Genomic DNA, 14711 nt, shown 5'->3' with positions numbered 1-14711 from the left:
GAGATTAGCTTCTATAATCTGCATTAATATCAATATATTGATGGCTTAAATCACAACCATAAGCCCTAAAGCTTCCATTGCCAACTCCTAGGGCGCATTGGATAACAAAAGAATCTGTTTGCATGATGGCAGCAGCTTTTTTCTCAGTATGTGTATCAAAAAGAATTTGACCTCTATCAAACACAAGTACATCCCCAATTTGGATTTTTAAACTATCTTCATAGGCTTCTATACCACAAGAACCAATCGTTGAAGCAATGCGTCCCCAATTAGGATCACAGCCAAAAATAGCTGTTTTGACCAACAAAGAATTGCTGAGGGCTTTGGCAGCTTTGATGGCTTGTTCTTCATTTTTGGCTTGGATAACTTCAAAAGCTACTAATTTATGGGATCCTTCCCCATCTAAGACAATATCCATAGCAAGTTTATTCATGATGATTTTTAAGGCTTCTCTAAAGGCATCTTCATCATAAGCCCCACTGAGATTATTAGCAAAAAGCATGATAGTATCATTGGTGCTCATATCCCCATCAACACTGATAGCATTGAATGTGGTGTGGGCACATTCAGCAAGAATATCTTTTGCCTGATGGGGAGGCACGCAAGCATCTGTAGTGATAAAACATAACATAGTAGCCAAACTCGGGTTAATCATGCCCGCGCCCTTTGCCATCGCGCCGATACAAAAACTGCCTCCATCTGAAAGTTTGACTTCAAGGGCAATTTCTTTGTGGTATCTATCTGTTGTCATGATAGCTTGAGCAGCTTGAGTGTGCGAGAGAGGAGTTTTTGAAGTGAAATTAATTTTACAAAAAGATTGCATTATTTTTTCTTTTGGTAATCTTACCCCGATCACCCCTGTGCTACACATGATGGGATGTTGGATTTGGGGGAATTTTTCTTTGAGATTTTTGAGAATCTCTATAATATCTTCTACGCCCTGCGCGCCTGTTAAAGCATTGGCATTTTTTGTGTTGATGAGGACAAAGTTAGTGGGATTCTCTTTTACATAAGTTTTGAAATGTTTGATTGGAGCAGCTTGAAATTTATTAGAAGTAAAGAGAGCATGAGCAAGACAGGGGGGATCCATATACAAAAAGCCAATATCCGGCTGAGGTTGGTGAGAATCAAGCCCTTTGAGTCCTGCGCTTATCCCACCGGCACAAAATCCATTTGGACTATCAACACCTCCCTTGATGGGCAAAATTTCAAAAGTTTTCATGTGTCTCCTTATACATAATCAAGTTCTTTGGGTTTTTGTTTTCTGGTAATGAGACGTTTGGTTTCTCTAATCCCATTAGAAGTGCCAATCATAAGAAGTTTAGCTTCACTTGCAATAATAGCATCCCCATCAGGCATAGCCAGATATTTCCCATCTTTTTGAGTAATGCCAATGATAGATACCCTTGTGATTTCTCTAAAATGAGCTTCTTTGAGTTTATGTAACACAAGCCAACTGTATTTAGGGACAATGACTTCTTCTAAGTCCAGGGGAGTATCTTTTTTATAAACAAATCTCTCTAAAATATTTTCCATATCAGGTCTGATAGCCATTGCACTAATTCTTTGAGCCATTAGTTTTGTAGGGGAAACAACCACATCCGATCCCAGTTTTTTTAGTTTTTCTACATCTTCCTCTGTATCCGCGCTAGAGACAATATAGTAGGGTTTGCGGCGAAGTTCTTTTTCGAATAATCGCACCGAAACAATCAAAGCGATATTATCAGAAGAAATTTTTGAAAATGTAACAATTCCCTTAGCGCTTGATAAATGAGTTTTGAGCATACTGATATTGGTATGGGGATCTCCGATGATATAATAAGGGTATTTATGTTTGAGGGCTTCTTTTTCAAAATCAGGGTGATTATCTACGACTACAAATGGGATTTGGGCATCTCGAAACTGCTTGCTAAGCTCAATTGTGTATTCATTGTGATAACAAATAACATAATGGTTTCGCAATCTTGCTATTTTATTGACCATTTTTTTTTCCTTGATAAGTCTTGTTAGGGTTCCATTGTTGATGATACTGATGATAAAAGCAACACTAAAAGTAATGACTCCTGCGCCACTTAACATTAAAAATGCCGTAAAAAGAATGGCTACAGGTCCAAAATCTTTTTCATTCAAAGCACCAAAACCTGTATTGGTGAAAGTATAAGAAGATTGGAAAAATGCTTGAATAAGGGTATAGTTTTCTAAAATAATATAACCCAAAGTCCCCACCAGAATGAAGACTTGAATGAGAACAAGAGGGAGTCTAAAGGGTTTTAATTGCTCGTATAATTCCGGTCTTAAGTCTATATCAGGCTTTGAGTTACTGCCCCAATGAATGATCTTTTTTAATCGTTTAAACAAGGCATTTATGCCCTAACGTTAAGATTTTTTCTTCATTGTTCTAAGCGCAGAAGCGGCTACTTTGATTTTTACAGATGTGCCATCTTCAAGCTTGATACGGATACTTCTTAGATTAGGGAGTGCTCTTTTTTTGTTTTTGTTATTGGCATGGCTTACATTATTTCCTACCATTGGTCCTTTGCCTGTGAAAAAACATCTTCTTGCCATAATACAACCTTGTTTTTAAATATTGAGTCTGTTATTATACAGAAATATTTACAAAACTACCTTAAGCTTTTTTAAATCTTGGTATGTCTCCATAAGCTTATTGGGATTTCAACATGAGAGTGGGCTTTATAAAAGCAAATTCGAGATTCCAATTTGTTTGTTTTCTTTAATAGAAACTCTCAAATTTTGCCAAACAAAATTTAAAAAATAATTTGAATTATTTTCACAATATACCCACAATTGACAGAAAGTATTCAAAAGATATAAGAGTAGAAGAGATAAAAGAAGTTTAAAGTAAATTAGAGAGAAGATTTAAAATCTTCTCTCTAAAAATACCTAAAATATTACAAGTTTGTTAGCCTAAAAAAGTAAGCAATGCTTCTTACTTCACATTTTTGACTTCATAAACCACAGCATAAGCTTGATCGTTGCCATTAAGATCTTGGACAAATTTATCTACAAAGGGTTTGATTTTTAAGAGGTCTTGAGCATTTTTAAAAGGACCTACTAAATAACGTTTTTGTGTTTTGCCCTCGAAGTTTTTGAAGGCATAAGCTCGGTAAGAGAATTGGTTTATTTTCTTAAGGAATGCCTCATTATCTTGAGAGAATACAGCAATTTGGAAATAATACCCACTCTCCGGCTCACAACCTTGGCAATGAGTTTTGTTTGTTTTTAACAAGACAGTTTGCTTATCTTTAAACAAAGCTTTCTCCTCAGCTTGTTGGTTTTGAGTTTCTTTTTTCTCAACCTCTTTGGATTCTTGTTTTTGTTGGAAGTTTTCAGGAGAATTACTTCCTTTTTGGTCAATATAATAAACCCTTCCTTCATCAGGAGTGCCTAAGTTTCTAGAAGAGTTGAAGTCAGCTACAGCCTTACTCTTAGATCCAAAATTCCATCTCACGCCTATATTGATGTTATAGTCAAAATTATAAACCCCTAAGAAACTTCTGGAAACATCTGCATATACTTTCCAATCATCATTGATTTTTACATTAGTGCCCAAAGATAGGTTAAGCTTATTATTCATTGGGGTAGATTGTGTAAAGGCTACAGGAGTTCCTTCAGAAGTATCCATTAAATGAGTAGTTCCTCCGGTATTGATTTCATTGATATAAGAGAGACCCAAACGCACATCTGCAATAAGTCCGCTTGTAGTTTGGAAACGTTTGCCAATCACCCCGCCCACTCTGGAGATAAAGGCATTATCCCCATCAGATTTAGCCAAAGCTTGTTCTTCATTAACCATCGCATTAAAGGAAGTCCCACCAATATAGCCATAGATAAGCTCTAATTGAGGTTCAACATAATAACCTCGACTCCAAGGGTTTGCTTGTAGTTTCATAATATCAAAGAATTTATCCAGATTGTAGCGATACCCCACTTCGCCTCCCAAAAGGAAAGCATTAGAATATACTTGAGATTTCTCACTCTTAGCTTGTTGGGTAGAGACATTGAGGTTATTGCCAATATTGAGGTATTTTGTAATCGCATCGACATAAAAACCATTATCCATGATATAGGTATTATAGATCCCTATACCCAGATTTCTTCCTGTGAGATGATAACCGTTTCCTTTAGAGGAAAGCATGGTTGCATCGGCGCTGACCCCTACATAATTCACCCCACCTGAGACATCAAATTTATAGTCATAGCCGGCTTGGAGAGTGGTATAGAAGTCTTTGTTGTTAGAAGTATCTGATCCCATTCCATTGATGACTCTAGCCCATACTCCTTGTGTAGCATCAATCCCCCGAAGTTCTCCCATTCTAAGGTTGAGATTATTAGTTTCAATCCTAAAGGCTCGGTAGAAAGAACCCAAAGAGTTTTCCAAAGGCGACATAGCTTGTTCTTTGGTTGCATCACTTACTCCTTGGGTGAAGCCTACCAAATTAAAGTTTGTAGCCTTAACATTAGCAGAAGTATCTGTTGGCGTTGTATCTGTGCCGGAAGAGCTGCTGCTTCCATCAGAATCTGCTCCCAAAACCAGTGCCCCACTTACAGGAGATGGAGAGGATTCGCTTGGAGTAGAACTTCCACTTCCCTCAGTAGGGGCAGTAGAAGTATCTGTTGATGGGACACTTGGGGTATCCTTAATGGTTTGAGTCTGAAGGATTGGGGTATAAGTGGTGAAGCCTTTTGTATAGCTAACTCCTGAGAAAGCATTCCCATTGGCTGCTCCTGCTACAGAGACTAAAGTAATAGGATTAGCCACGCTGTTGCCTCCTTGAGTATAGACTTGCAAGTAGTTATTTTTACTCTCATCACTCAAAGTTTTGATTTGAAGTTTATCGCTTTTTCCGGCTTGAGTATCGACATTCAAACGAATGAGGGCATTTTGGGCATCAAAATGTCCAACCTCAAGAGTATGGTAAGCCTCAGCAGCAGAAGAGGGAACATTTTCCAAAGTTGTTGCACCCAAAATGGCTGCTGAGTCAGGATTTTGTGCCCCATCCCCTCTCAAATCCAAGATACTATAGGCATTTCCTAAACTACCACTCAAGAGAGCTTGTTGGTTATGAGGATCAAAGGAAGTATTAAGCACACTCAAATTCTCTACTTTGGAATCTTTTTGCACTATCCATGATGCTCTCTTAGAAGCATCATCGCTACTTCCAAATACATAATTATTGTTTGTCGTTTTAGCAGCAATAGAATTGCTTGCATCTGTGCTATCAGTTGTGGCGGCAACATTGTAGTCTTGGATAGAACCTACCAAAGAAACATTTCCATCAAATCCATCTACTTCACCTAACCCGGTAGCATCTTTTGAGGCTTGTGAAGTCAAATCAATATTGGCTACAACAGGTTGAGATTTGCCCTCATAAGCAGAAAAATCATAAATAGAGTTTTCATTTTTATTGACAATGTCCACTCTAGATCCTACGCCGATTCTGGCATTTAATTTGCCGGAAGTATTTAAGAGCGCTTTTTCTCCTTGTTTTTCTCCAACTATGAGGATACCTTGAGTGTCATTGATACCCAGATTGATAGTTTGATCTTTGGCATTGGTAGCGTCTTTGGCATCTACAAGATTACCTTTAATAATACTATCCCCTCCAATAGTGAAAGTCCCTGCATTGGTTTGTTTGCCTTGAGGACTTGGAGTATTTGGAGTGCTTGTGCCGGAAGATGGTGGTGTAGCAAGTTCATCAGCAGCTCTGAGGGCACTCGCTATGATAGCCCCTGAATTTGAAACTCCCTCCGAAGGCACAGCGCTATCACCCTCAGATACTGCCGGAACACCGGGAGATGAGGGTGGCGTATCAACAACCGGTTGTGTTGGTGCAGGAGTGCCGGGGGCAGGAGACTCATTCCCTCCATTGAAGAGATTATTAAGAGTCTGTGTATCCAAAACCCCTACATTATCAAAGCTATAGCTTGAATCTTTATCCCCGCCACTGATAATAGTAGGGCTATTAGCAGAATCTGAGAGATTAGACATCTCTTCTTTTAAGAAACTATTGCTTCCTTCAAAGATGATTTCTTTGGTAGCGCTCCCTTTGATGCTTCCTCTGAGATGGTGAGTATCATCAAAGCTAAGTTTCAAATGTAAATCAGAAGTTACCACAGCAGGATCAGAACTGCTGACTTCTTTGTTTTGGACAATATCTCCAAGAACAGTTGTATCTCTTAACCCAATGGTTCCATCAGTTAGTTGGATAATTTTTTTATTGACATCTGCTGTACTGGCAGTGTAATTTTTTAGGTTGATAGCTTTTGAGAGAGCATCTGAGAATACAAGAGTAGAGCCAGATCCGTCTGAAGTACTTACAGGACTTCCCAGATTTTTAAAGGTATAGCTGGAATCTTTAGAATAAGTGTCTTCATCAATATGTCCTGTCATTTTATAGATAGGATTCTCAGCAGTTGAGTTTGCTTTGACAGTAGAACCTCCAAAATCAAAAACAATAGTTTGAGAACCTTGTTTGGCTTTGTAAATATTTACAGCTGCTTTAGAGTCTGCAGGGAGGGCATCAAAATCCAAAGTCCAGTCATGGATACCATTTTCAATAATCCCTATCAAATAAGTATTGCCATAAATACCCAAAGAACCGTTGATGATGCGATTACCATCTTTGGTTAAAGCCGATGTATCTAATTCTCCAAAATCGACGAAATTATACTTATTGTCCTTATTATCATCATGGATATAAAAACCACTGCTTGTATTGGTGGTATATGTCCAAGTGCTCGCATCATCAGGGTTATACCCTTCTTTGGAAGCATCTAATGTGGTAGCCAAACTAAGAGAGTCTTTGCCGATGAAATTCAAAGTCAAAGCCTTATTAGTATAGCCTACTGCTTGATTGAGGGCATGGACAGAACTTAAGTCTATGGTTGCTTGGTTTCCTAAAGAATCTTTTAAATTGTTTAGAATGGAGTTTTGAATGAAACTCATCCCGTTTGCGCTTAATTTAGGAATTGTTGTGTCTGCAGAAGCGTTGGAATCATTAAGGAAAATACCGTTAAAAGTGAGGTTTGCTCCACCAAATTGAGATTTGTCAGCGTTCTCATAAGTACTTCCGGAAGCAGGGGTAGGATTATTGTTCCCCGCGCTTAAAGTATTGGTAACCCCGGTTTTGTCTTCTAAGGCAGAATCAAAGGTAGCATTCACAGAAGTGATTTTACCCTGAAAGCCTTTGAACATATCAAAATTCAAAACAGCCCCATCAGGAGTTGCTACAGGAGTAGAACTGTCAGAAACAGTCTCACTTCCTGAATCTTCTGAGACAGCAGGAGCTTTGAAAGTCCCGCTTCCATCTATGAAGATGGCAGATCCTGTACTCCCTCCAATGATTTTGGCATCAGATGCCAGGGCATTTTTGCCATAGAAAGAGAAGTTTGCATTTACAAACGCAGAATAATCATACGTAACCGAATTTGAAGTTGATTGGGTTCCTAAAGTAATGGTGCCTCCTAAACTTGATTTGGCGATTTCAAGGTTAGCATTCCCCAGATTAGTATAATTACTAGAACCTAATTTGTTGGTGTTTGTATAATATTTGAGGTTATTTGCTTGTCTGTTATCCAAATCTCTTTGGTCAAAAACAGCTGTAATATTCATCTCGGATTGTGTCCCACCCTTATTCGCTTGAATTACTTTCCCACTGCTATCAATAATTCCGGAATTGAGAGCTTGGACATTGGTTGTGTCTAAGCTTGAACCCAAAAGAGTATAATTGAAATGAACTTGACCACCACTTCCATCAGCATTCCCTCCATTATCTCCCATAAATACACTATCAGAAGCTTTAAAGGCGCTATCTCCTGAGCCTATAGTGGCTTTGAGGGCATCTCCCATGTTGATAAGGTTAATCGCTGCTTTTGTCCCATTATTATTGGTGGTGAGTTTGAGATGGGCATCTTTTGTTGCAGGGATTAGAGATTGATCCCCGATGAAAGTAAAGCTGTTATTCCCACCTCTGAGATGCACAAGTCCATCTAATTTCAAGCCGGAAGTTTCAATATAATCATCAAGCCCTTTTTGGACAACTTCATCATTCCCTTGTGCATTTTTTTGAGTGTAGTCGGAATCAGTAATCAAAGAACCATCTTTGGTTTTTAAAAGAGAATCTTTCTGACCCTCAGAGGCTTTGGCAAAAACAAGATTGACTTGAATATTTTTATTAGAATCAAGCGTATTGGTGATCTCTACGTTTGTACCTTTGATGGTATAACTTCCTTGAACCTGCCAGCCATTAGTACCTCCTATTTGAGTAAAAGCTGCAGTTGCTCCTGTGTTTATCATAGTGTAATCTACTTTTGTCCCCCCTGCAAGAGTGAAAGTAGTCTTGCCATCATCGCTTACGACTCCATCTTGGAGTTTATAGCTATTTGAACGCAAAGATCCTAAACCTATGAAACTCAAACTTGAATTAGCAGCGAGTTGTCCTATAACATTTCCTTGATAATAACTACTATGATCTGTATCGGTAGTATCAAAGCTAAGATTGGCTTTGAGCGAGCCCATTTTGTTGCTAATATTTGTATAGAGATTTCCAATAAGTGTAGTGCCACTCGAACTCAAGGTAGAAACTGCAGAAGTATCCGCGCTGCCATCAGATTTTTTGCCAAAAGCAAACTTGCCTCCGGTTGGATAGGTCAAATTGCTTGTAGAAGCATCTTTGGTTATTGTCCATGTAGCAGCTGTGGGATCTGTATTGGAGCTGGAGATTTTGACAACTCCACCATTTTTGAAAGACAACTTACTCACTCCGGTCCCAATAATGATATTAGGAGCATCCTCAGCAGAAGAAATAGGAGTATAAGTATTTGTGTTGGTCTCATTGGTAGAATCTTGAGTATAATCAATATTAATATTTACTTCCCCATCCAACGATCCTAAAACAGCCTTTTTGTCCAGAGATCCCAAAAGATTAAACTTAGCTGTAATATCTCCGCTACCTTCTGAACCTCCTTTGGAGAGATAAACTCCTCCAACTCCCAAAGAACTGACATCTAAGATCCCACCTTCATAAATATTGTCGGCAGTAGGATCAAAAACTACATGCCCTACAGAACTACTGTCATTTGTACCGCCTTGGGCGATTAAATGGATAGTTTTGCCGCTATCTACCTTGAGAGTTAAGGGAGCTGTAGGATCGTTTGGATTGAGTGCGCCTGCTCCATAAAGTTCTAAATTCAAATTCCCTTGCGTATCAATATTAGAAGCGCTTAGGGTAGATTTATCCAGTGTAATGGAGCTTTCATCGCCACTCAAATGACTCACCATCGCACGTTCACCATCTTTTCGATTATCAAAGACGAAACTCAAGTCATATTTTGACCCAATCGATTCATAGCCTCCTCCTGTTTTTGAGGAAGCTTCAATAGAAGTGCCGCTAAACTTAAAGGTAGTATTTTTATCTAAAGTTTGAGAAACTTCACTCCCGTTGATAGTAACCTTTTGGTCCGCGTTAGGGGCTCTGAGGTGTATCCCTGCATGCTGTAGGGTAGCAAAGACCCCATCATTAGAAGAGCTGCCTTCTTGCCAAATCACACTAGTGTGATTAGTATTAATACTTTGAGGAGTCGCTTCAGCAGATCCTTGCGCATAGTCTTGAATATTTAAAAAAGTAAAAACAGAGTCTTTGCTTCCTGTAATGTAGTAATTCTTATCTGCTGCAGAAGTGTTGATGATCTTATCTGTTTTTGTGTTGCCTGTGAAGTTAAAAGTAATGTCTTTAACATGAGTTTCACTATTAGCTAAAATCAAATTCCCATTGAGACCTTGGAAGCCTTTGACAGCACTTGGAACATTAGGATTAGGGGTGAAATCCAAGAAAAGCTGATCATTAGAAATATCTCCTTTGACCAAAGTTTTATCTAAGATAATTTTAGCTTTTGTGTTATTGATTTGATCCGAACTGAGGTAACCTGCATTTTTGAAGCTAAAGACAGAATCACTGTTGGTAGTGGTGATAGTCCCGCTATAGAGCTGATTGCTTAGTTCAGGATAAGGGTAATCCCCTACAAAATTAAGTTTCCAAGTAGGCGTAGATTCTCCTGCTGTGCTTGAATCAGCGATATTAAAATTAAAATTGGCATGCCCGCTGCTATCTGTTGTGCCTCCCCATGCCCAAGCATTGTCTTTATCTAAAGTTGCACTCACAGTGAGCTTAGAATTAAGAGATAAAGATTTGCTAACAGAAACACTCTCTCCTTCTGTTGTGCTTGTAGAAGTGGGAGCGATCCCTGTTTGCCCATAGAGATTAAGTTTATTTCCATCTTTAGCAGTCCTGGAGAGATTGGCTGTATTTAAAATACCTCCATCGACTACATTGATAGTAGCACCGGCAAGATTGGCATCAAGCTTGGTTTGTTTGGAAGTATCGGTAGTTTCTCCAAAACCTTGTGCATCTTTGCCTATAAAAGTATAAGTAGTAGCTGTAGTCGTAGCCAGAGTGCCATAAAAAGACCCTCCATTACTTACTTTAGTATAATCATACCCATCAATATTGTTGAGATTATAAGGATTTGCACGAGATTGCCCGGAGTTTTCGGGCTCAGATGAAGTCGAAGGCATATTAGCGCTTCTAAAAGCAAGGATATTATCCAGAGACTTGGTAGTATCAGCTACTACATTATCATTGCTATCAAGTTTTACCCCACTGACTCCTAAAGTTTGGATTTTGAGATTAGTATTATTCTCATTTTTCCCACTCAAGGCAACTCCATCTAAGAAAAGATGCCCTTTGATTTTAGAGAGTTGGACATCTTTGTTTATATTTAAGCTTACCCCACCCCCAAAGGTATAGTTTGAGTTGTTACTCCCTCCGATGATTTTAGCACTGCTTCCAAAAGAATCTTTACCATAAAAAGAAAGGTTTGCAGTTACAAAATTGGAAGCATCTACAGTTTCAGTAGTGCCTATTTGGGTATTGCCAGAATTAAATTGCTTTTTGGTAGAGTTTAGTCCCAGACTTAATGTGCCTTGAAGACCGGATTGTCCAATCTCCAAATTTGTATTGCCCATTACAGCAGCATTGGTATAGTATTTGGCATTTTGTGATCTTTCTTGGAGAGATCTGGTATCAAAAGAAGCGTTGAAGACAACACTTACTTGAGAAGAAAGGTTTGGTTGGGTAGTAACCAAAGGAGCTAAGACATTGACATTTTTTAGATTTGTCCCTTTGATATTGTAGGTGATAGTAGTATCTCCACTCCCCCCTCCATTGGCTATTTGGAAAAGTTCATCCGATAAGCTGACAGCCGGAGTAGTCACTCCTCCGGAGACGCTTGAGGGTGTAATTTCTTTTTGGAGAGCATCTTTCATATTGATAAGGTTGATAGTAGCGTTATTCCCTCCATTTAAAGTCGCAAAAGGTATGTTTTTTGTCACATCATAAGAAGTATCCCCGATAAAAGTAAATTCATGATTCCCCCCTCTGAGGACAATAGAACTGCTTGATTGAGTGAGGGTAGATGCTTGGATGTAGTCATTGATTTCTTTAGTCACAGTATTCCCATCGTTGGCATAAGTGTCAGATGTGATCAAAGAGCCGTCTTGGGTTTTTAAGAGATCTTGATTCTCTGAGCTTGCATTTGCAAATGTCCAATGAAGATTAGCTAACGTACTTGAAGAAAATCCATTCTTAGATAATTTCAGATTTGTCCCTCTGATATTGTAATTCCCATTAGCAAACCAACCGGATGTGCTTGCATTTTGAGGGAGATCCACATTAGCACCTGTGTTGTTTAAGGTGATATTGAGAGAATCACTCCCTTGAGTATTGAGAGTTACCCAGCCATCATCACTTGCTTTCCCATTTTCGATTTTGTAGTCATTGGATCGGATCGAACCTAAACCGGTGAAACTCAAACTGGAACCGTTTTTGAGTCCATCAATTTGAGAGCCTTGATAATAATGAGCATCACCGGCATTGGTGGTATCAAAGCTTAGATTCACGCTCAAATTACCTCTTTTGGAGCTATAACTTCCAAAAATATCTCCAATAATCGTGGTATTGTTAGAAACAAGATTGGAATCATTTGAGAGAGTCAAAGATTGGGTTAGCCCTTGGAGTTTCAAGATGCCTCCGGGATTGTTGAGAGTAAGCTTGTTATTAGCAATGGTAGAGTTGGCAAACACAATGGTAGCAGGGAGTAAATGTATGCTGTCACTTGGTTTGAGAGAACCGTTATAGGATCGCACAATAAGGCTATCCCCAGGATTATAGATAGCATTGGGATTAAGAGTAATGTCAATCTTGCCGGAACTTCCCGTGGAGAGCTTGCCATAGAATTTGCCATTGGTTGCAACAGAGCTGCCTTTGTCATCTTCAAGATTCACATCTCCGAAAATAGCAGTGATATTGCCGGTAAAATCACCAATAATATTAGAACCCTTAGCCATTAAAGAAGAGGAAGTATTTGGAGTGGAAGCATCCGTGATATTAAAAACATCATTCCCTGTATGATAAAAATGAAGATTGCTTGCTCCTGAGCCCAGCTTGATACTCAAAGGCGTGGGGTTACCATCAACCAGAGTAGTGTCGGGTTTATGGGCATTGATCCCAAAAAAAGTAATTTGCTGAGCATAAGGATTTTCACTCAAATCAATCTCATTGCCCATAAAAGAAGATTTGGCAATATTAGGGTAGGCTTCAGAGAATCCAAAAGATGTATTTAAGGGGATTTTCACATCATCTCCAAAGAAAACTAAGTCCAGAGCATAATCTTTTTCTTTGAGATTGCCTTTAAAATCAGAACCTGCCAGAGTGAAAGAAGATCCTTTGACAAGCCCAGCTTTGTCTGCATTATCCACTTCATCCCATTTTTCGAGAGCCTTAGAGGGATCTTGAGAATCTTTGGGAGATTGCTCATTGAAGCCAAATACCCCGGCACTTGCTAAAGCCCCAAGGAAAGAGAGAGAATCCGGTTTAGGATTGATAGTGGAGGGTATGCTGGTGGAAACATTAGTATTTATCCCTTGAAGGTTTAAGATTTTATAGCTATTTTTAGAGGGATCCGCAGTGTTTCCTCCCAAAAGAGATCCTGAAAATTTCACTTTGGAAGTATTGTCTGTAAAGTTGAAGCTAATATCATGAGTACCTTGCCCTACAAAAGCCAATCCATTTGGATTAGCCACATCTCCTGAATAATCCAAGCTCAATGTAACATCAGGGTGAGTATCACTCCCTCCTTCTGTAGCTGCTTTGACGGTCTTGCCAATAATCCCATTGAGGTAAGTTTTGTTAAGGGTAATGGTGCCTTGAGCTCTGTAGAGTTGTTCAAATAAAATCACCCCCGCATTATAGAAGCTATAAGTAGAATCTTGCGTACCTCCCAAGATAGTGCCTGTATAACCTTGCTCTGCTTTTTTAATATCAAAAGTGCCCGGAGTGAAGATAAAAGAAATATGTTTGATAACATTGTCATTTTCTGATCCAATATCTCCATCAGAACTCTTTCCTTGGATATAACCATCTGTATAGCCTTTAGAAGCATCATTGGTATCTGCTAAGGTGTGAGTTTTGTCTTTTTGAGTCAGGGTAGAAAACTCAAGCGTGTTTGGATCATAAGCGCCGGCAAGATCAGTGTTTGAAGAACCGTTAGTTTTAGAAGATCCATCTGCCTTCAGATTGGGGATGAGGATGATATTCCCATCGGCATCTTTTTGTATATCGCCTTGTTCATTTCTGGCAAAACCGGCATTTCCAAAATCAGCACTCAAGGAACTAAAGGTATTCGCACTCACGGCTCCTTTATTATCAGCAGTAGTTGCGATACCCAAAATTGAGCCTTGTTCTCCCTTTTTGTTGAGTACTACAGAAGTATTTGAAATCTCCAGATTGCCTTTAGGGTTAGCTAGCGTGATCCCGGTATGAGAACTCAAAGAACTCAAAATATCATGAGTAGAGTTAGAGGTATCACTGAGATCAAGCTTACCGGCATTCACAAAGGCATAATGAGATTTAGCATTTCCTCCCTTGATGGTAACGTTTTGTTTATTGAGTACAGAACCATCCTCCTTGGTGGGATCGATCCCATCAAAGATAAATGTAAGATTATTTGAAGTATTCGCAGCATCTGCGTTAATGTTAGAGAGAGATCCATACACAGCCGGAGACTCTGAGCTTGTTGAAGAGCTTCCCCCATTCCCTACCATCACAATAGGCATTCCCCAATTAAGTGGAGGTGGGGTTGTTTGCGTGTTTGATGCAGTAGTATCTGATGGGGTATTTGCGCTTGGGGTTGTTGGGGATAAATCAGTGGTAGAATCTGTGATAGTAGATCCTACAGAAGTAGGGGTAAAGGTAACATTTTTGGCATCTCTGAGATCAAAGATAGCTGAAATAGATTTGCCCTTAAAAGCAGTATCTGCGCTATCACTCCCGCCACTAGAGTTTTTGCCTCCTCCAATAGATCCGATCTTTTTACCCAAGGTATTGCCCAAATCAATACTGGAAACAGGATTAGTATTGGTAATATTTCCAACATTAGCGCGATTAGCAATAATATTTACTTGTCCTTTAAAATTAATATTGCCTATATCCAAGCCTGTGCTATTGGAATTATCAATCTTCAAAAAAGCTTGGGCATTACCTGAAGCTGAAGTAATATTCCCCACACTGCTTTGAGTGAGGTTTACCTTAGCCAGGGTTTGAGATAAATTCAAATCCTTGAGGGCAGAATTTTTT

The 14711-nt window shown here is 39.1% G+C and carries 4 protein-coding genes; all 4 read right to left on the bottom strand.

What is annotated here, in order from left to right; all coding sequences use genetic code 11:
- Window positions 1–4 precede the first annotated feature (4 nt).
- Entirely contained in the window at window positions 5–1222 is a 1218-nt protein-coding gene (gene argJ / locus BKH45_RS00020) for a bifunctional glutamate N-acetyltransferase/amino-acid acetyltransferase ArgJ (protein ID WP_095273426.1), read from the bottom strand.
- Window positions 1223–1230: 8 nt separating this feature from the next.
- Window positions 1231–2358 (bottom strand): potassium channel protein, encoded by a 1128-nt coding sequence (locus BKH45_RS00015; RefSeq protein ID WP_095273425.1) that lies wholly within the window; start codon window positions 2356–2358, stop codon window positions 1231–1233.
- An 18-nt stretch (window positions 2359–2376) separates the two neighbouring features.
- Window positions 2377–2565 (bottom strand): 50S ribosomal protein L28, encoded by a 189-nt coding sequence (rpmB, locus tag BKH45_RS00010; protein ID WP_095273424.1) that lies wholly within the window; start codon window positions 2563–2565, stop codon window positions 2377–2379.
- A 382-nt stretch (window positions 2566–2947) separates the two neighbouring features.
- A complete protein-coding gene (locus BKH45_RS08750; RefSeq protein WP_219349975.1) occupies window positions 2948–14689 on the bottom strand; it encodes a hypothetical protein in 11742 nt (3913 codons plus the stop codon).
- Window positions 14690–14711: the final 22 nt, after the last annotated feature.

The organism is Helicobacter sp. 11S03491-1 (assembly GCF_002272835.1).
Classification (GTDB): domain Bacteria; phylum Campylobacterota; class Campylobacteria; order Campylobacterales; family Helicobacteraceae; genus Helicobacter_J.
The sequence above is the reverse complement of the archived record's forward strand: the minus strand, read 5'-3'. Positions and strand labels throughout refer to the sequence as shown.